This window comes from Thermoproteus thermophilus (assembly GCF_055392855.1).
Map to the genome: position 1 here is coordinate 108,304 of NZ_AP042466.1, position 23,179 is coordinate 131,482.

Sequence of the window (23,179 nt, forward strand, 5' to 3'; positions counted from 1 at the left end):
CGAGTTTTAAAATCAACACAGCAGAGGAATGTTTAAAACAACTTAATTTAGTTTTTATCTAGGCGAGAGGGCTGATAGTTGACGACATGAACCCGGCATGATCGGTGACGCGCATCGCCTATCTGAAGCGTTTGTCTATCAGCTCCCAATCCTCCTTGCTCAAGCGCCACCCCATGGCGCCCGCGTTCTCCTTAACGTGCTCCTTGTTACCGGCCTTTGGGATGGGCACGACGGTCCCAAGGCCTATATACCAATTGAGGGCGACTTGTATAGCCGTCTTGCCGTACTTCTTCCCGATCTCGTTCAATAGGGGATCGCCAGCAAGGACGCCTTTTTCTAAGGGCGTATAGGCGAGGTAGAGCAAGCCCTCTCTGCTCGCGTACGGTATGACCGACGCCTCGTCGCCTCTGTGTTTTAGGCTGTATCTATTCTCGACGGCGGCCACATCGTATTTCTTGGCACATCCTCTAGCCTCCTCTATGCCCCTCACGTCGAAGTTGCTGAGGCCCCAGAACCTCGCCAAGCCTCTGTTTATGGCCTCCTCGAAGGCCTTAACAGTCTCACATATGGGGACCGAATCGCTGGGCCAATGTAGCAACACTAAATCGGCGTATGTGCCCAGCCTCCTCACGCTGGCCTCTATGGACCTCAGAGCGTCGTCGTATCTGGCGTGGTTCGGCCAGACTTTAGTAACGACGAACAGATCATCCCTCTTGAACTGCTTGATGGCCCTGCCCACCAGCTCCTCGCTGTGCCCTCCTCCGTACATCTCCGCCGTATCGATCAAGGTCATGCCCAACTCGATCCCGGTCCTCAAAGCATCGACCCAGCCCTCGTCGTTGCTGTAGTCGGGCGTCCAGAACCCTCCGCCGATACCCCACGTGCCCATGCCTATCGCCGAGACGCATCCAACCGATTTCACGCACTTCACGTCCTTCACAACACGTTCGTTGTGTTTCAATATAAGCTATACGGCCGCCAATATGACGCCCGCCAGAGTCAAGGCGAATCCAACGCCCGAGAGCGAGTCGAGCCCCTCGCCCAACTTGTAATAGGCAGCGACTTGCGTTATGGCCGGGGATATAGCCGTCAGTATAGTGGGCACGTTAATTCCCGCATAGTAGGTGGAGAGGATGAATAGGGGACCCCCTACGCCGTAGCTCAAGATGCCCGCTACGAATATCCGCGGGCTAATCCTAGGGGCTCGGCGCCTCGCGATCTCCAACGCGCCGACGGTCGTCAACAACACGACGGCTCTTGTGAAGGTAAAACTCCAAGGATCGACGACGGACGAAGCGAGGCCTAGCGCCAAAAAAGATATGGAGTAGAAAATCGCCGATAAGAAGGCCAACGCAAGCCCCTTGATAGATCCGCGCCTAGCCCTTATTAATATCGAGAGGCCCGCCATAGCGGCGTAGCCGGCGATTATATGCCTTATAGATATCCCCTCAAAGAACGCGTCCAACAACGGCACTATGACTATATAGGCATAGGAGACCAGATTCGCCAGCCCCACCTCGGCGTATCTCAAGGATAGGAGATAGGCGTAAGTGCCCAACACCGGGCCGAATATGGAAAACATAGCGCCGTAGAGCCAAGCTTGTGGCGACAAGTGGAGGCCGAACGCCGCTAAGGGGATCGCCGATAACATAGCGGCTACGGCTATGGAGAACAAATCGTCTAGCGCGCTCTCTGTGGCCCCAGTCTTGTAGAGGAGGGGCGCTATTCCCCACAACACGGAGGCCGCTATGGCGAGCGCTACGCCTATCCACATGCGACGTCCTCTTCGCGGTCAACGTCTATCAACACGCCTGGGTCTTCGACCTCCACCCCTAGCGCCTTGACCCGATCGAGCACGGCCCTTATCCCCACATCACCTTCTATCCAGAGCGCATAGGGGAGGACTCTGCGGCTGATCGCGACAGGGTTACCTCTGGCGCCTCTGAAGGTCGGGTACACCACATCGGCCTTATCGATATGGGCAAGTAGCTCCTTATAGGTCTCGGGCCTCACAAGGGGCATATCGCCTAACGCTATCACGTAGCTTTTGAAAAACGGCGCTGCGATCAAGGCCGCCTTGAGGCTAGCGCTCAAGCCCAGCCGATACCAAGGGTTGTGGACGAAATACACGTCAAGGCCGGCGCTCTTCACAGCGGCGCGGAGCTCCTCGGCCCTATGGCCCACCACGACATATACAGGGCCCACGTCCGCGGCCACGGCCGACCTGATGGCCCGCACAACTAAGGGCTCGCCGCAGTAATCGGCCAGTAGCTTAAAGCCGCCGAACCTTTTGGACTCGCCGGCCGCGAGCACTATCACCGCAGCGTCCATCAAAGCATCTGTTGTAAGTTGGCCGTGACCTTCTCCACGATGGATCTAGCCGTTGCGTCGACTATAGGCTTGCCGAGCGCCGATATGAGGCCGCGGGCGTTGCCTTGGAAAATCCAGCGCGCCTCAGAGCCCTCTCTGAAGAAGCTTATCGTGAAGTCCACGACGCTCTGGAGGCCGTTGGCGGAACCGACCACAGTGGCCTTGTCCTCTTGTACTTCTGAGTACTTGAACCTCACGTCCACAACGCCCCTCAAGCTACCCACGCCTACGGACATCTTTGCCCTATACCACTCCCCCTCTTTCGTTATGGAGGTAACTCCCGGAAACGCCCTTCCGACGACTTCAGGGTCGAGGAGCTTCTTGAAGCTGGCCGGATCGCTCATCCTGATCCTCCCCTCGTACCTCAGCTCCATGAGGCGTAGGCCATTCCGGTTATATTAATATCGCGATACTTATCGTGCGTAAACAAATATATAGAGTCTATAATTAGCATGGGGACGTCAAGAATAAAAGTTAGGTCCTCTCAGTGGTACGACGGCATCGACAACGCGCCTCACAGGCCCTATTTACGAGCCGTGGGGTTTACAGAGGAGGACTTCGGAAAGTCTCTCGTAGGCGTAATCGCCTCTTGGTCAGAGCTGGGGCCTTGTAACATCCATAACCTCGAGCTAATCCGCTACGTAAAGGAGGGGGTCAAGGAGGCCGGAGGCGTGGCGTTGGCCGCGCCTACTATTGTAGTAAACGACGGCATAAACATGGGCACGCCTGGGATGAGGTACTCTCTCATTAGCAGAGACCTCATCGCGGACACAATAGAGGCCCAGATAAACTCGCACGGAGTAGACGCCTGGGTAGGGATAGGAGGTTGCGACAAGACCCAGCCAGGCATAATGATGGCCATGGTCAGGCTGAACTTACCAGCCGTCTACCTCTACGGCGGCTCCGCCGAGGCGGGATGGCTCGGCGAGAGGGAGTTGACGATCGAGGACGTATTCGAGGCGGTGGGCGCCTATCACGCCGGCAAGATCACGCTGGAAGAGTTGAAAAGAATTGAGGAGCTCTCCTTCCCCACCTACGGCACTTGTCAAGGGCTCTTCACGGCGAACACCATGGCGCTAATAGGAGAAGCCCTGGGAATTTCCCTACTGGGCTCGGCCTCGCCGCCGGCCACCTCTGCCCGTAGGCGGAAATTCGCCGCTGAGGCGGGTCGCGCCGTTATTAAAGCCGCGGAGCTCGGAATAAAGCCGCGCGACGTAGTCACATACGACGCGCTTTACAACGCTGCCGTGGCTCTCTTCGCCACTGCCGGCTCTACTAACGCCATTTTACACCTATTGGCCATCGCGCACGAGGCCGGGGTGAAGTTCACGCTCAAGGACTTCGACGAGATCAGCAGAAAGGTCCCCGTAATAGCCGCCTTAAGGCCGGCTGGACCCTACGCCATGCAGGACCTAGACCGGGTGGGAGGCGTCCCCCGCGTATTGAAAAAGTTGTACAAGGCGGGGCTGTTGAGGCCAGAGGCCCTCACCGTAGAGGGGGAGCCCATTGGTAAGCTATTAGAAAAGTGGCAACCCCCAGCCGTGCCAGACACGGGAATTATCTACGAAGTTGAGAAGCCCTATAAGCCGTACAGCGGGATACGCATATTATGGGGCAACTTGGCGCCGAGCGGGGCCGTCATGAAGATAGGCGCCGCGGGAGCGCTTAGATTTGAGGGAAAGGCCCTAGTCTTCGACAACGAGGCCGACGCGTTCAAGGCGGTTGCCAAGGGCGAGGTGAAGCCCGGCCACGTAGTTGTGATACGCTACGAGGGCCCCAAGGGCGCCCCGGGCATGCCCGAGATGTTGAAGGTAACTGCCGCCATAGTGGGCGCAGGTCTCGGCGAGTCCGTGGCGTTAGTGACGGACGGCCGCTTCTCGGGAGCTACCAGGGGCATAATGGTAGGCCACGTAGCGCCGGAGGCAGCCGTGGGAGGGCCGATTGCGTTGGTACAAGATGGCGATAAGATAGTAATCGACGGGGAGGCGGGCCTCTTGAAGCTGGAGGTGTCGGATGAGGAGCTCGAGCGCCGCAAGAAGTCTTGGAGCCCGCCCAAGCCCAACTACTCGGGCGGCCTCTTGGCTAAATACGCTGCGTTGGTTCAACAAGCCGACGTAGGCGCGGTGACCACGCCATCGCCTTTATACGTGGACTACTGACCGCCCAAAATAATTATTATTAACGAACTCGACGCCATGGCTGTGACGCCCATCGTCGGGCTGGTCTCCGGCATCCTCTTGACTATAACGGCGGGCATAATGGTGGAACAGCTAGTCTACTACTTCGGCGCACGGCTAGGCCGCTCCACGACGAGCGTGGCCATGATAATAGCGCCGATAATAACATCCAGTCCGGAGCTGGCTGTCTTCCTAATCGCTTTGTTCCAGGGAAAGGCAGATGTGGCGTGGGGCTCCATAGTCGCCCAGCCCTTCATGGCCTCGACCGTGATATACCCGGTCGTCGTCCTCACGGCGTTATTCTCTTGGGCCTTGGGGCGAAGGGCGACGCGTCTGCCCCACGTACATCGACGCGTGGCGGCGCCTCTCTTGCTCTTCACGCTCCCCTTAATGCCTGTGTTGCTCCTACACCCCGAGAAGTACGGGCTCTACGGCAGACTCTATGGCTTGTTTATACTCCTAGCTTACTTCGCCTACGCCAAATATACCTTGGGCAAAGAAGCCGAGATCCGCGAGCGCCCGCGCCTATATTTGGGGAACCCCGCCTTGCAGACAATAGCGACTATAGCGGCTATGTATTTCGGCGGCGAGCTGCTCGTCCACGGCATAGTCGACATAGGCTCCGCACTGGGGCTGGACGAGACGGCCTTGGCGGTGTTGTTGGTGCCCGTGGCTACCGTGTTGCCCGAGTCGATAGCCGGGCTCGTGTTCATTGCCAAGGGGAAAGACGACGAAGGCATCGGCGTTATAGTCGGCGAGAAGGCGCTTTACGGCACGTTCTATCCCGGCTTGGCTATGGCCCTAGGCATCTACACGCTGGAGCAGTCGGCCGCTATCGCGTTGATAATAGCCATAGTGGTATCGCTCTTGGAGGCCTTGGCCATATGGCGAGGCTATTTCGGCCTAACTGCGCCGTTGGGGCTGGCCGGTTATGTCTGGTATGCCCTACACATCTAAGATAGTAAGGACGATACTCTCAGCCGCCGATCTGGGCGAGGCCGTCTCTAGGGCGGGGGAATTCGGCCGCGTCAGAGCAGTGGCGGTCGGCAAAGGCGCCTTGGCCATGCTGAGAGGCCTAGAGGCCGTCGCCGATATCGTGGACGGAATAGCCGTAGCGCCTCAAGCAGGCCCTGTCCCGCGTTCGGTGAAATTGTACATATCCGACCACCCGATTCCCACTCGCAGAAGTTTTGAAGCCGGCCAGGCCGTGCTCGACTACGTGGAGTCGTTAGGACGCGGCGAGACCTTGGTCTTGTTGATATCCGGGGGCGCGTCGAGCTTGGTGGAGGCGCCTATAGTCCCCGAGGAGGACCTCCTCGAGGTTTGGGGCCTCTTGTTAAAGAGCGGCATGAGCATACACGAGATGAACGCCGTGAGGAAGAGGTTATCTAGAGTGAAAGGAGGGAGGCTGGGCTATATGGCCGCTACTAAGGGCGTCGAGGTGGTCAACTTAATAGCGAGCGACGTCCCTTGCGACAATCCGTCAGACGTGGGCTCCGGCCCCGGAGTCCCCGACGACACGACGCCTGATGAGGCCTATTTATATCTAAAGGCGAGGGGGCTTTGGGAAAAGTTGCCGGACAGCGTTCGCCAAGCGATCGAGTCCAAGAGAGGGTCCAGGGATACGCCATCGGACTTCCCGCATAGGGCGGCGATCGTGGCGAGGAACCGCGACGTGTTGGAGGCCTTACAGCGCCTAACAGGCGGCGTCGTCGTCACGTCTTGCCTAGTCGGCGAGGCGAGAGACGCGGGCAGGCTAGTTGCCTATATGGCCAAGGAGGTAGGCGTTCCTTTGATCCTAGGCGGCGAGCCCTCCGTGACGGTGAGGGGTAAGGGCAAAGGCGGAAGGACGAGCGAGTTCGCCTTGAGCTTCGCCCTCTCATCGTCGGGTGATCTAGCGGTCTTGGCCCTCGCTACTGACGGCCTAGACGGCAATACCGGCGCCGCAGGCGTATGGGCAGATCCCGGCCTGCTTAAAGACGTCGTGAACGCCGGCATGGACGTCGGGAGGCTCTTCGAGGAGAACGACACCTTTAAGCCCTTCGAGGCGACCGGCCGCGCCATCTACACGGGCCCGACCGGCTCCAATCTTAACCTAGTCTTCTATGTGGACAAATGGGAGCGCCTAAGGGGCCTCTTAGAGGGCGGCTAAGTATAAGAAGGGCGAATACACGGCCATGTTAATCGCAGTGAGCACGAGCCCTCTCTTGGCGAACTCGCCGAATTTGATAGTCTCGCCGTACTTGCTCTCCACGACCTCGAGTATTATTATATTAGACGCGGCCCCGAGTAGGGTCAAATTGCCGGCTATCGTAGCCGCCGACGCTAGAGTGAGCCAAGCCCAGACGTCGTGAGGCCCGTATCCGATCGACTTCATGTATTGGATAAAGAGCTCGGTGAAAGGCACGTTCGATAACGCTTGGCTGAAGAGGAGCGACTCCACCGCTATTGCGGGAATACCCGTCAAAGGCCCTTCTCTTCTCGGCATCAGCGCGCCCACGGCAGTCTCGAGGAGCCCGCTGTTCCATATCCCCCTCATGGTTATGAACATGGCTATGAAGAACACGATAGTGCCCCAGTTGACGCCCTCTAATATCTCCCTAGGCCTCGAGGAGAATACGTACGTAGCGGCGGCCGCGACGAAGGGTATAAAACCTATGCTCTCGACGTGGGGGAGCCCAGCGAGTGCCAGAACGTCGTTGACCAAAAGCGCTATGACGACTGCGATGAGCGCGCCGCCGGCTAAATAGGCATCGCGTTTGTTCTTTATGAATTCCGCGGGCACGAAGAAGGTCTCTATTCTCCTATCACCTATGCGATACCACCTTGAAACGAGAAAAGGCAATATCAATAAGTTTATCAAGGTCGGCGCTAGGAGGTATTTTAAGAAAGTAAGAAGAGGCGCCATCATGCCGGACTGCACCGCTATCAACACGTTTTGAGGATTACCTATGGGCGTCGCAACGGAGCCTATTGTGACCGAGAAGGCGAGGAGCAACGCGAAGGGCTGTAGCCCGGTGCCGGCTATCCGTGCGGCGGTCGCCGCGATTGCGGGCCCCATGAGCGCTACCGAGTCGTTGACCGTGAAGGCTGCCAATAAGCCGAAGAGCAACGACAAGAGCAAGAGTAATTTCCTCGTAGAGCCCGCCTTGGCGAGAAACCAATACGCCGCAGCGTCTAGAAGGCCCGACGACTCGGCCATGGACACTATCGAGAACATGCCTATTAAGAAGAGTATAACGTCGAGGTCCACGAAGGAGCCTAGCTCGCCGATCGGCGACAAGCCGCCGATTACCGCTATAAATGAAGCGAACGCCATTATGGCCCAAGCGGGGATGTGCGGGAACCTCGACTTCAATATTAGCCCTCCGACCAATACGGCCAGGTCTGTAGCCGCTATGGCTTGTTGAATTAAGCCCATGGCTGCGCGGAGGGATGCGGCCTATTTAAGCTAATGCCGTAGAAGTTTAAGTATAAGATTAAAATAAAACGGCGACAGCGAATCCATCCCACGTTGATCTTAAAGTAAATTTATAATGGGCTTCGAACGCACGGACATGAGGGCCGTCGTGGTTAACTTTGGAGGACAATACGCCCACCTCATAGCGAGACGGCTCAGAGAGGTCGGCCTCTTCGCTACTTTGATCCAGCCGGAGGAGCTGGAGGAGGCTCTGCGCAACGGCGACGTGGCCGCCGTGGTCCTCTCTGGAGGTCCTAAAAGCGTCCTCGACGAGGAGGTCGAGATAACGCCGGCTGTGACGGAGGCGCGAGTCCCAGTCTTGGGCATATGCTACGGGCACCAGCTGCTCGCGAAGATTCTGGGCGGCAGAGTGGAAAGAGGGCCGGGCGAGTACGGCAACACGAGGGTGAGGATACTCGAGGAGGACCCCTTATTCGAGGGCCTGGGCCCTGAGGAAGTGGCGTGGATGTCTCATGGCGATTACGTGGCCGCCCCGCCCCCTGGCTTCAAGGTGTTGGCCATATCGGAGAGGGGATATATAGCTGCTATGAGGTCGTCGGATAGGCCTATATATGGAGTGCAGTTCCACCCGGAGGTCTCCCATACCGCTAAGGGCAAGGTTATATTCAGGAACTTCGTCGAGAAGATAGTCGGACTTGAGCCCTCCCAGCGCTGGGACCCCGTCTCGCAAATACCTAGAATAATCGAGCAGATACGCGCCTCGGTAGGCCCCGACGAGAAGGTCCTCATAGCTGTCAGCGGCGGCGTCGACAGCACGGTGACCGCCGTCCTAGTGGCTAGGGCTATCGGCGAGCGCGCCGTCCCCATCTTCGTGAACCATGGGCTGTTCAGAGAGGGCGAACCCGAGGAGGTGCTATCGGCGCTTAGGAGGCTCGGCTTAAACGTAGTGTATGTGGACGCATCTGAGAGGTTCCTCTCGAGGCTAGAAGGGGTCGAAGACTGCGAGGAGAGGCGTAAAATAGTCGGGGAGACCTTCGCGGAGGTGTTCGCCGAGATTGCGGCCAAGATAGACGGCGCTAGGTGGCTGGCCCAAGGGACTTTGTACCCGGACGTCGTCGAGAGCGGCGCGGTGAAGGGCGCCGATAGGATAAAAAGCCATCACAACGTCGCCGCGTTGCCGCAGTGGCTAGGGCTAAAGGTCCTCGAGCCTCTCCGGGATTTCTACAAGGACGAGGTCAGGGCCATCGCCAAGGCCCTAGGCTTGCCCCAGGAGATCGCGATGAGGCATCCGTTCCCAGGGCCGGGGCTGGCCGTGAGGATCATGGGCCGTTTAACGAGGGCCAAGTTGGAGATAGCCAGAAAGGCCTCGCGCATAGTCGAGGAGGAGTTGAGAAAAGCCGGTTTATACGACGACGTATGGCAAGCCTTCGCGGCCGTGGGGGACGACAAATGGGTCGGCGTGAAGGGGGACGCCAGAGCCGTGGGCCACGTAGTTATCGTAAGGGTAGTGCAGAGCGAGGACGCGATGACGGCCGACTGGCCCCTGCTCGATAAGGAGATACTCTCTAGAATATCGTCGAGGATCACCTCCGAGGTGCCCGAAGTCGTGATGGTGGCCTACGCCGTCACCCAGAAGCCCCCCGCAACTATAGAGCCCTGCTAATAGGCGAAATCCTCGCCGACGCAGGAGAGATCGCCCTTATATAGGGCGTAGCCCACTATAACGCCGTCGAATCCGGCCCTTTTTAACAGCTCTAGGTGGTCGCAACTCGACACCCCTCCGGCGTAGTACACCCTCTCGGCCACGCGTCTCAGAGCCCTTACGTCGGCCATTAGCGGTCCGGCGCCTGTGCCCTCTACGTCAACCGACGTATACACTACAGCCGCTAGGCGGCCCGCCGCCGTCAACAGCTCCAACGCGTCCTCCAACCTCAAGAGCTTGGTCCTCCAGCCGTGCCCCATCACCCATCCCTCGGAGACGTCGAGGGATGCCACTAGCCTCCCCGGGAACGACTTGGCCAAGTCCTTGAACAAGCCCGGGTCGTTAAAAGGCAGAGTGCCCACGACTGCGTACTCGCAGATGTCCAACGTCCTCTTTACATGCTCTTCGCTCCTCAGCCCTCCGCCTAGTTGACAAGCGCCCTCTAACACGTCCGCGACCGCCGCGGCGAGGCTTAAATTGACGGGAACCCCGCGCTCCGCCCCGTCCAAGTCGACTATGTGCACTAGGGGGGCCCGGGAGAACTTACGCGCGAGCTCCACCGGATCGCCCACGAAGACGTATTCCCCTCGGCGCCCTCTGATCCTCTTAACCGCTCTACCCCCCTCTAGATCTATCGAGGGTATGACGAGCATAGGTTTAAGACACGGGCGCGTTAAGGGCCGTGATGAAGTCTCGGGGAGTCGGATTTGTGAAGCCCGCGGTTATCCAGCTGATCTCTCTACTCTGGCCGAGGCATATAGGCGCCGGTACTCGTCGAGGGCTCGTGTCAGGCGATCTCGACGCCGAGCGGATGAGGGGTTGGAACATTATTTGGTCGTGACGGGCTTATTCGAGGGCGCGAGCGCTTGCCGCAACGCGAGCCCTAGCGCCTTGTGGGCCGCCTCTATCACGTGGTGGGGATCCTCGCCGGACGCTCTGACGTGTATAGTGGACTTAGATTCGGATGCTAACGATCTGACGAAATGCGGGAACATATACGCCGGATATCCGCCCAGCACGACTGAAGGAATGCGGGCCTCGACGACCCAGAAAGGCCTACCCCCCATGTCGAGCGCCACCACGGCTTCGGCCTCGTCCATGGGCACGATGGCCCAGCCATATCTCGCGATAGAACGCCTATCGCCGGCTAGCTCTGCCAAAGCCATGCCTAGAGCCAGCCCCACGTCCTCTATAACGTGGTGTCCCTCGTCTAGCTCCCTTAAAACGACCGCCTCGACGCGTCCTCCCAAATCCGCGTAGTACAACAAGGTCTCCACCATGTGCGTGAGGAAAGGTATGGGGGTGCTCACGGACGGGAAGCCCCCTCTCTGGAGCTCCACAACAACCCTGGTCTCCTTGGTCTCCCTAATCACCACGAAACAACGGCCTCTATATAAAATATATTTACCCGAGGCCGAGGCTCCGTGGTCGCGGTCAGGATAATTCCTTGCCTCGACGTAGACGGCAAGAAGGGGGTCGTAGTAAAAGGCGTTAATTTCCAAGGCCTAAAGGAGGTGGGCGACCCCGTCGAGTTAGCCATGCGCTACGACGAGGAGGGCGCCGACGAGCTCGTGGTATTGGACATAACGGCCAGCGTGGACGAGCGCCCCACTTTCCTGAAAGTAGTGAAGGAGGTCGCCACGTCGGTGACGATCCCGGTCACAGTGGGAGGCGGCGTCAGGTCTGTGGAAGATGCCGATAAGTTGTTCAAGGCGGGGGCGGACAAGGTCTCCGTCAACACGGCGGCCGTGAGGAGGCCTCGGCTCGTGTTGGAACTCGCCGAGCAGTACGGCTCCCAGTCCACGGTGGTTGCGATAGACGCCAAGAGAGTCGACAGGGGCTATAGGGTGTACATACGGGGCGGCAACACGGCGACTGAGCTGGACGCCGTTAAGTGGGCCGAAGAGGCGGCGGGGTTGGGGGCGGGGGAACTCCTGGTCACTTCGATAGATAGGGACGGGACCAAGATGGGATACGACGTGGATTTGATAAGGGCGATCCGCTCGGCGGTCGAGGTGCCCATTATAGCGTCTGGAGGCGCCGGCGAGTTCTCCCACTTCTACGAGGCCGCCGTAGCGGGAGCGGACGGCTTGCTCGCCGCTAGCTTGTTCCACTTCGGCGTTGTAAAGATAAGGGAATTGAAAGAATATCTGGCGTCGCGAGGTTTAGAGGTTCGCTTGGATTACTGAATCTTCTTTTATTTAATGTATATTTTACAAAAGTAATCATCTTCTTGCTACAAGATATTAATAGAGTATATTTATCTATTTTACTGAAGAGCTATCAATACCTTGGTCATGGATACAAGGTCAAGGTTTTAAGTGCTCGAGAAAAGAACATCATGCGCGAGGTTTGGATAGTCGGCTATGCCAGGACGCCTATAGGTAAATTCGGCGGGGCCCTCAAGGACGTCAAGACGGCGTATTTGGCGGCGTTCGCCATACGCAAGGCCCTCCAAAGGATCGGCCTAGAGGGCAAACTCGTCGAGGAGGTCGTCATAGGCTCGACGTTGCAAGGAGGGCAAGGCCAGAGCTTAGCCAGACAAGCCGCGCTCTACGCCGGACTGCCCGCGACCACAAGCGCGTATACCGTGAACAGGGTCTGTTCGTCGGGAATGCAGGCGGTCATAGAGGCCTATAGGGAGATAGCGTTAGGCGACGCCGATATAGTGGTGGCCGGCGGCGCGGAGTCCATGTCGACTGCGCCCCTCGCCCTCGCCTCCGAGACGCGTTGGGGGGTTAAGCACTTGATAGGCAGAGGCCAACAAGTCCTGGACCTCATGGTGTACGACGGGCTCACCGACCCTACCAACGGCTTATTGATGGGCGAAGAGGCCGAGATGGTGGCCAAGGAGTGGGGCTTGACTAGGCAAGAGCTCGACCAAGTGGCCTACGAGAGCCACATGAGAGCGTGGAGGGCTACCGAGAACAAATGGTTCTTGGACCTCGAGCCCATAGACGATAATCTAGGCGGAGTGCACGTGAAGTTAGACAGAGATGAGGGGATAAGGACCGACACTAGCCTCGAGAAGTTGGCTAAGTTGAAGCCCGCCTTCAAGCCAGATGGAGTGTTAACTGCCGGTAACTCTAGCCAGCTTTCAGACGGCGCCGCCGTCTTGGTCCTAGCATCGGCCGAGAAGGCCAAAGAGCTGGGCCTTAAGCCGGTGGCCAAAGTGCTAGGCTATTCGTGGCACATGGTAGAGCCCTGGCGTTTTGTAGAGGCTCCCATATACGCGGTCCAGAAGCTGCTTAAGAAGTTGGGGATGGGCGTGGACCAGTTCGATTACTTCGAGAACAACGAGGCCTTCGCGGTCAATAACGTGTTGTTCCACAGAGTCCTACAAGTGCCCTACGACAAGCTCAACGTGTTCGGAGGCGCCATCGCGCTGGGGCACCCCTTAGGCGCCTCGGGCGCACGCGTGATAACTACTCTAATCTCCGTCCTCAAGGTCAAAGGAGGGAGGCGCGGCATAGCGGCTCTGTGCCACGGCACTGGCGGCGGGACAGCCGTGGCCGTAGAGCTCATCTAGGCGTGAGGCTTATCGAAGCCCTCCTAGCTCTGAGTCCCCGGAAGCTGGAGTCCGATTACCGATCGCGAGAACTGCCGAGGGACTACGTAGAGCCTCCTTTAGCGGTGAGGCTAGACGGGGTGAACTTCGGCAAAGCCTTAGCGGATCTCCCGGGTCCCCGAAACGCAGGTGTTCATCGCGCGCTATTCGCATCTGCAGTCGAGCTGGCCAGATCCAGCGGGGCGAGCTGGGTCTACGTCGTCAGCGACGAGGTGAACTTGATATACAAATCCCTTCTGCCATATAGGGGCAGACTCCTGAAGCTCATCAGCGTATTGCCGTCAGCGCTTTCCGCAAAGGTCACGGCGTTGTTGGGAAGGCCGTTATATTTCGACGCGAGGATCGTGAAGTTATACGACGAGCACGACGCGGCTCGTTACGTGGCTTATAGGGCGAGGATCGGCTTAAACAACTACGCCATATCCTTGGCCAAATCGAGGGGGCTCGTGGGGAGCACCACGCCGAGTATAGATCATATTCTGAGGGGCCTAGGCGCGGTGGATCTATCTCTGGGATGGGGTGCATTGGCCGCGGAGGAAGACGGATGGAAAGAAGTAGACCTATGTAAATTCCTGGCCAGATACGGGATGTGTTGAACTACTCCCCTATGTTCATCGTCTTAGCGACCAGTCCGTCCGCGAATTGAAAACTACCTGTACTTACTCTCTAGGTAGTTCAACAAGTACGCTGGGTTGTAGACCTCGCCCGTCGCCCTCCTCACGACCTCCTTAGGCGGATACACGGCGCCCCACTTATGTATCCTTTCGCGCAACCACTCCTTAATTTCGCCGAATTTGCCCTCGGCGATCATCTCGTCTAGCTTGCCCATCGCGTGGCGTATTTGAGCCGCTATCACGTTCCCGAGCGTATACGTGGGGAAGTAGCCTATGCTTCCGTGGGACCAGTGTATGTCTTGCAAGACGCCCTCGGCATCGTTTTTAGGCCTAACGCCCAACAACCTCTCCATCTCCTCGTTCCATAACGCCGGGATGTCCGAGACCTTGACCTCGCCCGTTATCATGAGCTTCTCGAGCCTATAACGGAGTAATATATGCAAGTTGTACGTCACCTCGTCGGCCTCAGTCCTTATGAGGCTGGGCCTAACTACGTTGAAGTAATAGTAGAGATCCTCGTCGGTATATTTAGCGAGAAACGGCAGATGTTTTCTTAATATAGGCGCTATATGCGACAAGAATCCTCTGGACCTCCCGACCATGTTCTCCCAGAACCTCGACTGGGACTCGTGTACCCCCAGCGAGACGCCGGTGCCCACGGGCGTGAAGGCCAAGGCCTCGTCTATCTGCAGCTCGTAGAGGGCGTGGCCGAACTCGTGCACAGCGGAGAAGAGCGGCTCTCTGAAGTCCTTAGGCGGGTAGCGCACGGTTATCCTGACGTCAAACGGCGAGGCCAAGCCCGTGGTGAACGGGTGAGGCGATACGTCGATTCTGAACCTCCTCTCCGGATAGCCTATTAGGGCCAAGACCTCCCTTATGGCCGCCTCCATGTCGCGCCTATCGTAGGGCTCCTCCTCTAACCGATGCGACTTAGGCCAGCCCCTGGCCTCTAGCTTCTCGAGGAGGCGCCTTATGCCGGGCTCCAGCGTCGAGAATATGGAATCCACGTCGCGGGACGTCAGCCCCTCCTCGTGTAGATCGAGCAACGCGTCGTAGGGATGTTCGTCGTAGCCCAATTTGTCTGCTATCACGCGGGCGAGCTCTATTATCCGCTCTAAATAGGGAGCGAACACCTTGAAGTCTGCCTTCTCCTTAGCGTTCCGCCAAGCGACGAACGCCTCGCTCGTCACCTTGGCGAACTCGGCCACGACCTCGGGCGGCACTCTCCTATAGAATTTCAAATCCCTCTTGAGCATGCGTATAATACCTCTTTCGATATCTGTTAAATCCTTTTCCTCTTCGGCTTTATCTATTAACTTGATAAACGACTCATCTAGCATAAGTTTTTGTATAAGCTTGGCTATCTCTGCGCTAGCCAGCGACCTCCCGCCTATGCCCTCCTCGGGCATGTTGACCTCTCTATCCCAGCCCAGGACGGCGTTAGCGTGATTTAAGGCCCAGATAGTCTTGTAGCGCTCGAGGATTTCCCTAATGGTGTTGGATCTGACTTCCATAGGCGCTCGTTATGTTGTATTTATAGAACTACTCTATCGGGACCTCGACCTCCTTGACCGCCGACATAGCCATGAGGAGTTCTCTGATCGTGGCCTCGGGCCTCGCTCTGAGCAGAGATACTGCGAGCTTGGCGCGCTCGGGACAATATGCGCTCGCGACCTCCCAAGCCTCCTCCTCCGTCAACACGTCCGGCAGTTGGACGGACACCGCAGAGAGTATATTGCCGAGCGGCGGCACCTTGGAGGCCAGCTTCTCGTACACCTCAGGGAGAAAGGAGACGACGAAGCCCGCTTTATCGAGGCCCATGTTCCTGATTCTGTGCAGTGCAGATGCGGCTTGGAAGAACTGGGGATCCTCAGGGCTCGGTATCCACTCGTCGAGGGCTACGACGACCCTGTCTTGTGCTAGGTCCAACGCCGAGGAGAGCGTCCAGGACGGATCTCCTTGAGCCAACGAGAGGATGCCCTGGAAGCCATAACGCCTATAGACGTCAGTTATCTTCGACCGGGTCTTGGACTCCGCGGCTAACCTCCACGCAACTACGGCGACGACGTGCGCCATATCCCTCTGGGGTAGCTCCGTTGCGTCTACATAGATACAGTTTACCCTTTCGCAGAGGGCGTACAACACTTGGGTCTTGCCCATGCCCGATCTGCCTATCAGCGCCGATAAGGGATACTTAGACGCAAGAGCAGCCAGCTCCTCGAGCGCCTCGGCCCACCTCCTCCCCACTAGCTTAAACCCGCGCCTCGCCACCGGCCAAGTCGGTATGGCGCACGACACTTACAAACAAGTAGGCCCTAATATTAAACCGCCTCGTGATACCCTTTCTATACCCCTGTATTCTTTATGTAGCCGTATCCCTTGCCGTTTATATATATCTTCTCGTCTCCCCCCTCTAGCAGTATATATCTACCGCGCCTCTCCGACAAGAGCTTCGCGAGCCTTTCCACGAACTCTGCATCTGAGATGCCGAGTTTGCTCACAACGAAATCCTTGACGGCCCTCAGAGGGGCGTAGCCGGTGGGGCCCGCCGAATGCTTTATGGCTTGGTCGAGCACATCGCCGAAATTCGCCTCCGCCCGCCTGCCCTCGAGCCTGGACACCCTCTCCTCGAGCTCTACGAGCTTCCCCAAAACGGACCCCCACTCTACGACGTATCTAACGCCTCGGCCCACTCGCTCGGGCCTTGCCCCGAGCCTCGTGGCCAGCTCGTCGACTGTGAGGCCCAGTTTACGCGCCACGCGCTCCAAGTCGCTCCTCCTGACATATGCCTTGTAATCGCCGAGCCCAGCCGCCGCGTCCACGACACTGGCCGTTAACCGGTTAAAAACGGCATAGGTCAAAATCCGTTATGGACGTAGCCGAGCGGATGATCGAGAGGATCTCCTCCCTCATCCAGCTTAGGGAGGAGGAGTTCGTAGCGCCTGTTTTGCGGCGCGCCGGCGTTGGCCTCTTCGAGCTACTCGTCGCCATTGTATTGACCCAGAACACGTCGGACAAGAACGCGTTCCGCGCTTATTATAACCTCAAGCGCGCGGTAGGGCGCATAACGCCGCAAGCAATGCTCTCGTTGGGCGAGGAGAAGCTGGCCGAGCTTATAAGGCCTGCCGGCATGTATAGGATAAGAGCCAAGAAGCTCCTAGAGCTCTCCAAAACGCTCTTAGAGGCGGACTTGTCGAAAATAGCTGACATGGACATAGGCGAGGCTAAACGTTTCCTCACGTCGTTGCCGGGCGTCGGCGAGAAGACGGCTGATGTACTGCTCGTCAATATGGGCAAGCCCGCGTTCCCCGTTGATACGCACATAACCAGGATCGCAAAGCGTTGGGGCATCGGCAACAAGTACGGCGAAATAAGCAAGTGGTTCATGGAACACGTCCCCCAAGAGAGGTACCTCGAAGTTCATCTGAAGTTGATCCAGTTCGGCCGAGACTATTGTAGGGCTAGATCGCCTCGTTGCGCCGAATGTCCAGTCAAGGACCTCTGTCCATGGCCGGGCAAGCTCAGCGGACCAAGAAGGCCAAGGACTTCTTAGGGCCTAGCTTAAGCGCGATCGAGTCGCCGAATACTTCGACCTCGCCCTCGCCTGCTATCGCTTCCACGGACCTTGCGCCCTTGGCCGCCACCGCCGCGGACAAGGCCTCGTAGGAGTGGTTAACCGCTATGAGCAGCTCGCCGTCTCTCCCGGAAAACCTGGAGATCTCGATTCTCGGGTCAGACGAGGCATAGGGTATCTCGACGCCGGCCATTTGGGCCAATGCCGCGTAAATTCTGTGATAGCCCCTCAACCAATCCACGTGCTCCGCTTCAGCTAATACCAGCTCTATAGGTATCGTCGACAACACAGCGTTTTTAGTCGCGGTTATGACGGGCCTATTCCTATGGTCGACCGCCACGACCTCGGCATCGACGGGCTTCACCGAGTACGTGTATACTGGGGAATCTGCGGAGAACTCGAGCTCTTCGCCCGCCTTTATTGGCCCGAAGTCTCGGACGAACTTGATTCTGAAAATCCCTCTGTAGTTGATCCCGATACTTCCCGGCAATAACGCGTTCTCCACGCCAAATAGCTCGCGCCACAGATGGGTGGCGGCATCGTGTAGGGCAACCGCGGTCCCGAACTTCCTGAAAACCGACGCGTACACCAAGCCGCCGGACGACGCCACCTCGTGGGCCAAGCGCCATGTCGTCGCCAGCGCGGTGGGCACCGAGGGGAATATCAACAACCTCTTTGTCCTCAACTTATCTCTGGAGAGCTCGTATACCGCCGATACGCGGAGGCCCGCCATGAAGCCCAGCGATAATCCCAACAAGGCCGGCTTAACTCCCGGCCGATCGCGCCAGTTGCGCGGGACGAACTCGTAGTCCTTGAATATATAAAACGGCACCACGACGGCGGCCGGCGCCTCGGGCCGTCTGAACCTCTCGCCTAGGCCCAGCTCTTCCAGCTTCGCGAGATCTTGCGAAAACCTCCTCACCACGTGGGCGGCTGGCTTTGGAGTTCCGTCGGCCTTTATTAGGCCGAACCCGAGTTCCAACAGCCTCCACTCATAGGGCGGATCCCCCTCTTGGGAGAAGTCGGAGAAACACCAGATGAAGGCGCCCATGGCTCCGTGAGCTAGCGAGGACCACAACACGTCGTTTACGAAACCTGCGTGTTGCTCCTCAGAGAATTGATATGTGCTGAAGCCGAACTCCTCCAAAAGGACCGGCAAGTCGCCGTCGTTTGAGAACAGCTCTATATACGCGGGGTACATATAGGCATGTCTCACCAAATTAGTGTCGTAGAGGTATAAGTGGGGTCCCACCCAATCGACTAAGTCCTTGACGTTCGGCGTTTCTTGCAGATAGGAGTCGCTCACGTCGCCCGACGAGAAGGGATGGGCTGTATCCGCGGACTTTACGGCCGAGGAGTACGCCTTGAGCAAGCCCAGCGCCTCCTCCCTGCTCTCGGCCCTCTTCACGAGGCTCAGCTCGTTGCTCAAGATCCATCCGCCGAGCGCTTTATGGTCCTTCAGCGCTTCCACTATTCTTGAAACGGCCTTAACTCCCCTCTCCACGGTGCCCGGGGAGTACACGTCCCAATCGGGCGCCCAGGGTATCGCCCAGTTGCGGCCAGACATATGGCCTACGATGAGCGTAGGAAAGCCCACAAGCCCGCGCTCGCCCAGCATATCCATGAACCGCCTCAGCTTGGCCATCGCCGAATCCGACACGCCTCCGTAGTTGTCAAAGAAATCCTCGGCTAATATGAAGAAACGAACTGCTCTTATCCCCAATTCCTTCACGACGTTGAGGTCCTCTGCGAGATCGTCTGGATTCCACTCCTTCCACATCTTTATGTTATGCTTACGCGGCCAGTAGTTCACTCCTAGCAGGAACATGACAAGTGCGATACTACTTAAATTATTTCCATTCGCTTTCTCTGGACCGATACCCGTAAAGCCTTACTAACTTGTCGAGCGAGTCGACGAATTGCCTCTGGGCAGGGGCTATGAGGGGCCCGAAGGCCTCGGCGATAGGCCTCTTCTGGTCGAGCTCCACGCCGTCTGCTATGTTTAATACGATAGAATGGACAGTGGCTAGGCTGACGGGCTCCTTGAGCTTCAGCCGTCTCCTGGACTTTATCCATAAGGGGACTTTTATCAACTCGTCGTAGAGCCAATAGCCGTGGCCCAACGCGCCGTATTCTCCCAACATTTGTCCATGATCTGATAAAATTATTATTGAGAAATTTTTTAAATATGATATTATATTTCTCAGAATTCTTGAAAGGTATAAGGTTTGTCTAGGGTAATGTTTCCTCCACGTCTTGACTATGCCGGGAGGCGCTCCGCCACCTATAAGCGCTTTTATGTACGCCCTACTCGACCGAGCCCAATCCGTCGCCGTGTAGGGCTCATGCATCTCCATGAGGTTTATGAACAAGAAGAGAGGACCGTCGCCGGACAGCCCTCGGATTATCTTGGACGCGAGCCTCGCCCCCTTCTCCCTAGGGATTCCTAAGATCAACAGCTCCACGGATTTAGCCAGAAGCTTTAGGGAGGACGCGGGGCCGTTTCTCATAAAAGTCCTCAACACTGTTTTTATCGTAGCCCCCTCCTCGAAAATTTCCCTTATCGCCATTACCTCTTCGTCGTTGAGCTTTATGCCTCTGTTAAGGTAACCGACGCTTAGTTCGTGAAATTCGTCGAACTCGAAACCGAAATAACCGCTCACGTAGGGGTTCGCCGAGAGGCCCACGGTCTTATATCCCAAGTCCTTGAGGTAACCGAGCAGCCCGCCCCTAGTCTTGTTCATGAACGCGACGGACTTCTCCCTCGTGAGCCCGAGCCAATTCCATCCAATCCACTTGTTCGGCTCATGGACGCCGTGCTCCGATGGGTACAAACCGCTCAACATCGACACGTGGGCCGGCAACGTCCACGGAGCGGTGGTCCAACCTTCGTATTTCCTGAAGCCCAGCTCGAGGAGCCAGTCGAAATAGCCCGAGTAGTCCCATCTTAATGTGTCGAGGACTATAAGGGCGATGTTATCCACACACAGCAAGCGCCGGTCCGGTTTATATAGGTCGCTCACGCCTCGTGAGCGGAATTGTTGTGAGTACACTCAAACTATTACACAATAAAGATAAGTAAGATAGGACTATAAAGGTTAAATACGCGTATTAGTACGCCAACCATGCGAGGATACACGTTAACGGAGAAATTTAAGTCCATATTTGCCAGACGCGGTCGCTCCATAATACTCGCATACGACCACGGAATAGAGCACGGGCCCACTGACTTCTTGGAGAATCCCGACTCGATAGACCCGGAGTATGTGTTGAAGATAGCGCGCGAGGCGGAGTTCGACGGCGTGGTCTTCCAGAGGGGAATAGCCGAGAAGTACTATGACGGCAGCGTGCCGTTGATATTAAAACTCAACGGAAAGACGTCGTTATACAACGGCGCCCCCATCTCGGCGCCCAACTGCACCGTTGAGGAGGCCGTGAGCTTGGGCGCAAGCGCCGTGGGCTTCACGATATATGCAGGCAGCGACTACGAGTGGAAACAAATCGAGTATCTGGCGCAGATAAAGAAAGATGCCTTGAAGTTCGATATACCGCTAGTTATATGGTCCTACCCGAGAGGAGGTAAAGTCGATACTAAGTACAACGGGAATGAGCACCATCCCGAAGTCGTGGCGTACGCGGCCAGGATAGCGCTAGAGCTCGGGGCCGACGCTATGAAGATAAAATACACAGGGGATCCCAAGAGTTTCGCTTGGGCCGTCAGAGCTGCAGGCAAAGTGCCCGTGCTCATGTCCGGAGGGCCCAAGACCAAGACAGATGAGGAGTTTCTGAGACAAGTAGAGGAGGCCATTAGCGCAGGGGCCCTCGGCGTGGCGGTGGGGAGGAACGTCTGGCAGAGGAAAAACGCCGTTGAGTTCGGTAAATTGTTGGGCCAGATAGTCTACGAGGGCAAGAAGGTGACCGAGACCCTCAGGGTTGCTCCATGAAGATCGGCGTACTAACCGGCGGGGGCGACGCGCCTGGGCTTAACATAGCTGTTTATACATTTGTAAAGCTAGCTGAGAAAAAACATGAGGTATATGCGATATTCCACGGCTGGAAAGGCCTCCTCAATAGGGAGGTTAAAAGGATCACGTCGGCCGACTTGTTGGACATCGCCTTCGCCGGCGGCACCTATATAAGGACCTCGAGGACTAACCCGTTCAAGGATGAGGAAAGGGCGAAGGCTCTGGCTAAGAATGTCGAGGAGCTGGGCCTAGACGTCGTGGTGGCCATAGGCGGAGACGACACGTTGGGCGCCGCGGGTGAGGCGCAGAGGCGCGGCGTCCTCGACGCGGTGGGGATACCCAAGACGATAGATAACGACGTGTGGGGCACCGAGTACACCATAGGCTTCGACACTGCGGTGAACGAGGCCATCAAGGCCGCCGAGAGCTTCAAGACGACGTTGGTATCGCACGAGAGGGTAGGCGTTGTGGAGGTCATGGGGAGGGAGGCCGGGTGGATTGCCTTGTTCACAGGCCTAGCCACAATGGCGGATTTCGTCTTGATACCCGAGAGGGAGGTCGGTTGGGACTTCGTCGCAGATCGCGTGAAGAGGGCATATGAGGCCAAGAGGTGGGCCCTAGTGATCGTGTCGGAGGGCATTAAGTCGTACGGCGGACCTGTCGACGAGTTCGGCCACGTGAGGCTAGGCGGCGTCGGCAACGAACTCGCCCATTACCTCGAGAAAAAAACGGGCATCGAGACTCGTGCGGTCATACCGGGCCACATAATAAGAGGGGCGCCGCCGAGCGCTTTCGATAGAGTGCTCGCGGTGAGATACGCCACAGCGGCATACGAGGCCGTGGAGGAGGGGAAGTTCGGCGTCATGGTCGCCTATAGGGATGGAGGGATAACCTATATCCCCATAACCGAGGTCGTAGGCAAGAACAAGTTAGTGAGCGGCGATTGGCTAAAGCTCTACGAGACTTATTGGGGCTCCGAATAAGGCGGTTATTTCGGCGTAAAGTTTTTAAAGGTCTAAATCAAAAAGCGATCAGGGAGCGCTTTTCTGTTATTTTTTGCCGATTACATCCGCTTATCAATAAGTGGATATTCGCTGAAAAACGCCTATTTTTTGTAGTTAAGTTTTTATATCTACACTATCTCTAAGCACATGGCGACGGCAGAAGAACTAAGGCTAACGGATAGACAAGTCCAGATATTGCAACATCTACTACAACGCGCGCAGCCCATGAGAGTCTATACCGTATACGGCGATCAAGATGAGATAGCGCGGGAGCTCGGCATGACGAGGCAAGCCCTCGCTATACACCTCAAGAGGCTCAAGGAGCTCGGCCTAGTGAGGACAGGTCGCGAGTTCGTCGACGTAACGGAGAAGGCGGTTAAGTTCCTCAAAGGGCAGAGCAACGACGTCATAGTGCTAGTGAAAGTAGAGCCTAGATATCGCGATAAGGTCTACGACTTCTCTAAGAAGTTGCCAATAGAGAAGGCTCTCAGGTTAGCCGGCGAGTACGACTTAGCCGTAATAACGCAGGAGACCGTGTTGGACAAAGTCCTCGATGCCCTGAACAACCTAGAGGGCGTTAAGGAGACGAAGACGTTTATCAGCATAGGCGCTATAAAGGAGTAAATATAAAAAATATAAATTTCTCCGCCAGTTTTAGTACCCATTTTTTATTTCATAAGCTTGCGCGATAGCCAAAATCGTCCTCACTACCAAGTCTATCGAGACTCCAATATCCGTGGCGGTTATTATGTGGCTTAGGGCAATTGCGAGGCGGAGCCGCCTA

The 23,179-nt window shown here is 56.9% G+C and carries 23 protein-coding genes; 11 read left to right on the plus strand and 12 right to left on the minus strand.

What is annotated here, in order from left to right:
- Positions 1 to 118 precede the first annotated feature (118 nt).
- The 4 genes from ACZ5PA_RS00675 to ACZ5PA_RS00690 form a co-directional block, all read right to left on the minus strand.
- Entirely contained in the window at positions 119 to 889 is a 771-nt protein-coding gene (locus ACZ5PA_RS00675; protein WP_464931254.1) for an aldo/keto reductase, read from the minus strand.
- 78 nt (positions 890 to 967) lie between these two features.
- On the minus strand, positions 968 to 1,774 hold the full coding sequence (locus tag ACZ5PA_RS00680; RefSeq protein WP_464930371.1) for an EamA family transporter: 807 nt from the start codon (positions 1,772 to 1,774) through the stop codon (positions 968 to 970).
- Positions 1,765 to 2,331, minus strand: coding sequence for a nucleotidyltransferase family protein (locus ACZ5PA_RS00685; RefSeq protein WP_464930372.1), 567 nt, complete (start codon positions 2,329 to 2,331; stop codon positions 1,765 to 1,767). The genes ACZ5PA_RS00680 and ACZ5PA_RS00685 overlap by 10 nt, the downstream gene beginning before the upstream one ends.
- Positions 2,331 to 2,744, minus strand: coding sequence for a CoxG family protein (locus tag ACZ5PA_RS00690; RefSeq protein ID WP_464930373.1), 414 nt, complete (start codon positions 2,742 to 2,744; stop codon positions 2,331 to 2,333). Before ACZ5PA_RS00690 ends, ACZ5PA_RS00685 begins: the two co-directional genes overlap by 1 nt.
- 78 nt (positions 2,745 to 2,822) lie before the next feature.
- On the opposite strand from ACZ5PA_RS00690, the gene ilvD reads away from it, so the two are divergent.
- The 3 genes from ilvD to ACZ5PA_RS00705 are packed head-to-tail and all read left to right on the plus strand — an operon-like array spanning position 2,823 to position 6,699.
- On the plus strand, positions 2,823 to 4,529 hold the full coding sequence (gene ilvD, locus ACZ5PA_RS00695) for a dihydroxy-acid dehydratase (protein WP_464930374.1): 1,707 nt from the start codon (positions 2,823 to 2,825) through the stop codon (positions 4,527 to 4,529).
- Between the two features lie 36 nt (positions 4,530 to 4,565).
- Positions 4,566 to 5,504: a sodium:calcium antiporter gene (locus ACZ5PA_RS00700; RefSeq protein ID WP_464930375.1), complete on the plus strand. Its 939-nt coding sequence runs from the start codon at positions 4,566 to 4,568 to the stop codon at positions 5,502 to 5,504.
- On the plus strand, positions 5,488 to 6,699 hold the full coding sequence (locus ACZ5PA_RS00705; RefSeq protein WP_464930376.1) for a glycerate kinase type-2 family protein: 1,212 nt from the start codon (positions 5,488 to 5,490) through the stop codon (positions 6,697 to 6,699). The genes ACZ5PA_RS00700 and ACZ5PA_RS00705 overlap by 17 nt, the downstream gene beginning before the upstream one ends.
- On the opposite strand, the gene ACZ5PA_RS00710 is transcribed toward ACZ5PA_RS00705, so the two are convergent.
- Positions 6,685 to 7,968 (minus strand): ArsB/NhaD family transporter, encoded by a 1,284-nt coding sequence (locus ACZ5PA_RS00710; RefSeq protein ID WP_464930377.1) that lies wholly within the window; start codon positions 7,966 to 7,968, stop codon positions 6,685 to 6,687. The two genes, ACZ5PA_RS00705 and ACZ5PA_RS00710, sit on opposite strands and share 15 nt — an antisense overlap.
- Positions 7,969 to 8,104: 136 nt before the next feature.
- Here ACZ5PA_RS00710 and guaA point away from each other — a divergent pair, with 136 nt between their 5' ends.
- Positions 8,105 to 9,631 carry a glutamine-hydrolyzing GMP synthase gene (gene guaA / locus ACZ5PA_RS00715; RefSeq protein WP_464930378.1) on the plus strand — a complete coding sequence of 509 codons (1,527 nt, stop codon included), beginning with the start codon at positions 8,105 to 8,107 and terminating at the stop codon, positions 9,629 to 9,631.
- Here the strand turns inward: guaA and ACZ5PA_RS00720 are convergent.
- Together ACZ5PA_RS00720 and hisB are read right to left on the minus strand one after the other, a co-directional pair.
- Entirely contained in the window at positions 9,628 to 10,323 is a 696-nt protein-coding gene (locus tag ACZ5PA_RS00720; RefSeq protein ID WP_464930379.1) for a 1-(5-phosphoribosyl)-5-[(5-phosphoribosylamino)methylideneamino]imidazole-4-carboxamide isomerase, read from the minus strand. The genes guaA and ACZ5PA_RS00720 overlap by 4 nt on opposite strands.
- A gap of 174 nt (positions 10,324 to 10,497) precedes the next feature.
- The gene (gene hisB, locus ACZ5PA_RS00725) at positions 10,498 to 11,046 is read right to left on the minus strand and encodes an imidazoleglycerol-phosphate dehydratase (RefSeq protein ID WP_464930380.1); all 549 of its coding nucleotides are present in this window, start codon (positions 11,044 to 11,046) and stop codon (positions 10,498 to 10,500) included.
- A 48-nt stretch (positions 11,047 to 11,094) separates the two neighbouring features.
- On the opposite strand from hisB, the gene hisF reads away from it, so the two are divergent.
- From hisF to ACZ5PA_RS00740, 3 genes are all read left to right on the plus strand, one after another.
- A complete protein-coding gene (gene hisF, locus ACZ5PA_RS00730) occupies positions 11,095 to 11,859 on the plus strand; it encodes an imidazole glycerol phosphate synthase subunit HisF (protein ID WP_464930381.1) in 765 nt (254 codons plus the stop codon).
- A gap of 152 nt (positions 11,860 to 12,011) precedes the next feature.
- A complete protein-coding gene (locus tag ACZ5PA_RS00735; RefSeq protein ID WP_464930382.1) occupies positions 12,012 to 13,199 on the plus strand; it encodes a thiolase family protein in 1,188 nt (395 codons plus the stop codon).
- A gap of 2 nt (positions 13,200 to 13,201) precedes the next feature.
- The gene (locus ACZ5PA_RS00740; protein WP_464930383.1) at positions 13,202 to 13,834 is read left to right on the plus strand and encodes a tRNA(His) guanylyltransferase Thg1 family protein; all 633 of its coding nucleotides are present in this window, start codon (positions 13,202 to 13,204) and stop codon (positions 13,832 to 13,834) included.
- Between the two features lie 53 nt (positions 13,835 to 13,887).
- Here ACZ5PA_RS00740 and ACZ5PA_RS00745 read toward each other — a convergent pair whose 3' ends face one another.
- Genes ACZ5PA_RS00745 through ACZ5PA_RS00755 form a run of 3 tightly spaced genes read right to left on the minus strand, consistent with a single transcriptional unit; the run spans position 13,888 to position 16,674 of the window.
- Complete coding sequence (locus tag ACZ5PA_RS00745; protein ID WP_464930384.1) at positions 13,888 to 15,366, minus strand: carboxypeptidase M32; 1,479 nt, start codon at positions 15,364 to 15,366, stop codon at positions 13,888 to 13,890.
- Between the two features lie 28 nt (positions 15,367 to 15,394).
- Positions 15,395 to 16,150 carry an ATP-binding protein gene (locus ACZ5PA_RS00750; RefSeq protein ID WP_464930385.1) on the minus strand — a complete coding sequence of 252 codons (756 nt, stop codon included), beginning with the start codon at positions 16,148 to 16,150 and terminating at the stop codon, positions 15,395 to 15,397.
- A gap of 47 nt (positions 16,151 to 16,197) precedes the next feature.
- Entirely contained in the window at positions 16,198 to 16,674 is a 477-nt protein-coding gene (locus ACZ5PA_RS00755; RefSeq protein WP_464930386.1) for a hypothetical protein, read from the minus strand.
- Between the two features lie 47 nt (positions 16,675 to 16,721).
- On the opposite strand from ACZ5PA_RS00755, the gene ACZ5PA_RS00760 reads away from it, so the two are divergent.
- A complete protein-coding gene (locus tag ACZ5PA_RS00760) occupies positions 16,722 to 17,405 on the plus strand; it encodes an endonuclease III domain-containing protein (RefSeq protein WP_464930387.1) in 684 nt (227 codons plus the stop codon).
- On the opposite strand, the gene ACZ5PA_RS00765 is transcribed toward ACZ5PA_RS00760, so the two are convergent.
- Both ACZ5PA_RS00765 and ACZ5PA_RS00770 read right to left on the minus strand, forming a co-directional pair.
- Entirely contained in the window at positions 17,374 to 19,254 is a 1,881-nt protein-coding gene (locus ACZ5PA_RS00765) for a glycoside hydrolase 5 family protein (RefSeq protein ID WP_464930388.1), read from the minus strand. The two genes, ACZ5PA_RS00760 and ACZ5PA_RS00765, sit on opposite strands and share 32 nt — an antisense overlap.
- Positions 19,255 to 19,276: 22 nt before the next feature.
- Positions 19,277 to 20,410 carry a sulfatase-like hydrolase/transferase gene (locus tag ACZ5PA_RS00770; protein ID WP_464930389.1) on the minus strand — a complete coding sequence of 378 codons (1,134 nt, stop codon included), beginning with the start codon at positions 20,408 to 20,410 and terminating at the stop codon, positions 19,277 to 19,279.
- 141 nt (positions 20,411 to 20,551) lie between these two features.
- Between ACZ5PA_RS00770 and ACZ5PA_RS00775 the strand changes: the two genes are divergently transcribed.
- The 3 genes from ACZ5PA_RS00775 (at position 20,552) to ACZ5PA_RS00785 (ending at position 23,019) form a co-directional block, all read left to right on the plus strand.
- On the plus strand, positions 20,552 to 21,370 hold the full coding sequence (locus ACZ5PA_RS00775; protein WP_464930390.1) for a class I fructose-bisphosphate aldolase: 819 nt from the start codon (positions 20,552 to 20,554) through the stop codon (positions 21,368 to 21,370).
- Positions 21,367 to 22,374, plus strand: coding sequence for an ATP-dependent 6-phosphofructokinase (locus ACZ5PA_RS00780; protein WP_464930391.1), 1,008 nt, complete (start codon positions 21,367 to 21,369; stop codon positions 22,372 to 22,374). The genes ACZ5PA_RS00775 and ACZ5PA_RS00780 overlap by 4 nt, the downstream gene beginning before the upstream one ends.
- A gap of 168 nt (positions 22,375 to 22,542) precedes the next feature.
- Positions 22,543 to 23,019 carry an ArsR family transcriptional regulator gene (locus ACZ5PA_RS00785; RefSeq protein ID WP_464930392.1) on the plus strand — a complete coding sequence of 159 codons (477 nt, stop codon included), beginning with the start codon at positions 22,543 to 22,545 and terminating at the stop codon, positions 23,017 to 23,019.
- Positions 23,020 to 23,179: the final 160 nt, after the last annotated feature.

What these genes read in the sequence shown, in the direction of transcription:
- ACZ5PA_RS00675 (WP_464931254.1), bottom strand. Translation starts at nt 889, where the DNA reads ATGGGCACGTGGGGTATCGGCGGAGGGTTCTGGACGCCCGACTACAGC.
- ACZ5PA_RS00680 (WP_464930371.1), bottom strand. Translation starts at nt 1,774, where the DNA reads ATGTGGATAGGCGTAGCGCTCGCCATAGCGGCCTCCGTGTTGTGGGGA.
- ACZ5PA_RS00685 (WP_464930372.1), bottom strand. Translation starts at nt 2,331, where the DNA reads ATGGACGCTGCGGTGATAGTGCTCGCGGCCGGCGAGTCCAAAAGGTTC.
- ACZ5PA_RS00690 (WP_464930373.1), bottom strand. Translation starts at nt 2,744, where the DNA reads ATGGAGCTGAGGTACGAGGGGAGGATCAGGATGAGCGATCCGGCCAGC.
- ilvD (WP_464930374.1), top strand. Translation starts at nt 2,823, where the DNA reads ATGGGGACGTCAAGAATAAAAGTTAGGTCCTCTCAGTGGTACGACGGC.
- ACZ5PA_RS00700 (WP_464930375.1), top strand. Translation starts at nt 4,566, where the DNA reads ATGGCTGTGACGCCCATCGTCGGGCTGGTCTCCGGCATCCTCTTGACT.
- ACZ5PA_RS00705 (WP_464930376.1), top strand. Translation starts at nt 5,488, where the DNA reads ATGCCCTACACATCTAAGATAGTAAGGACGATACTCTCAGCCGCCGAT.
- ACZ5PA_RS00710 (WP_464930377.1), bottom strand. Translation starts at nt 7,968, where the DNA reads ATGGGCTTAATTCAACAAGCCATAGCGGCTACAGACCTGGCCGTATTG.
- guaA (WP_464930378.1), top strand. Translation starts at nt 8,105, where the DNA reads ATGAGGGCCGTCGTGGTTAACTTTGGAGGACAATACGCCCACCTCATA.
- ACZ5PA_RS00720 (WP_464930379.1), bottom strand. Translation starts at nt 10,323, where the DNA reads ATGCTCGTCATACCCTCGATAGATCTAGAGGGGGGTAGAGCGGTTAAG.
- ACZ5PA_RS00735 (WP_464930382.1), top strand. Translation starts at nt 12,012, where the DNA reads ATGCGCGAGGTTTGGATAGTCGGCTATGCCAGGACGCCTATAGGTAAA.
- ACZ5PA_RS00745 (WP_464930384.1), bottom strand. Translation starts at nt 15,366, where the DNA reads ATGGAAGTCAGATCCAACACCATTAGGGAAATCCTCGAGCGCTACAAG.
- ACZ5PA_RS00760 (WP_464930387.1), top strand. Translation starts at nt 16,722, where the DNA reads ATGGACGTAGCCGAGCGGATGATCGAGAGGATCTCCTCCCTCATCCAG.
- ACZ5PA_RS00765 (WP_464930388.1), bottom strand. Translation starts at nt 19,254, where the DNA reads ATGTTCCTGCTAGGAGTGAACTACTGGCCGCGTAAGCATAACATAAAG.
- ACZ5PA_RS00775 (WP_464930390.1), top strand. Translation starts at nt 20,552, where the DNA reads ATGCGAGGATACACGTTAACGGAGAAATTTAAGTCCATATTTGCCAGA.
- ACZ5PA_RS00780 (WP_464930391.1), top strand. Translation starts at nt 21,367, where the DNA reads ATGAAGATCGGCGTACTAACCGGCGGGGGCGACGCGCCTGGGCTTAAC.
- ACZ5PA_RS00785 (WP_464930392.1), top strand. Translation starts at nt 22,543, where the DNA reads ATGGCGACGGCAGAAGAACTAAGGCTAACGGATAGACAAGTCCAGATA.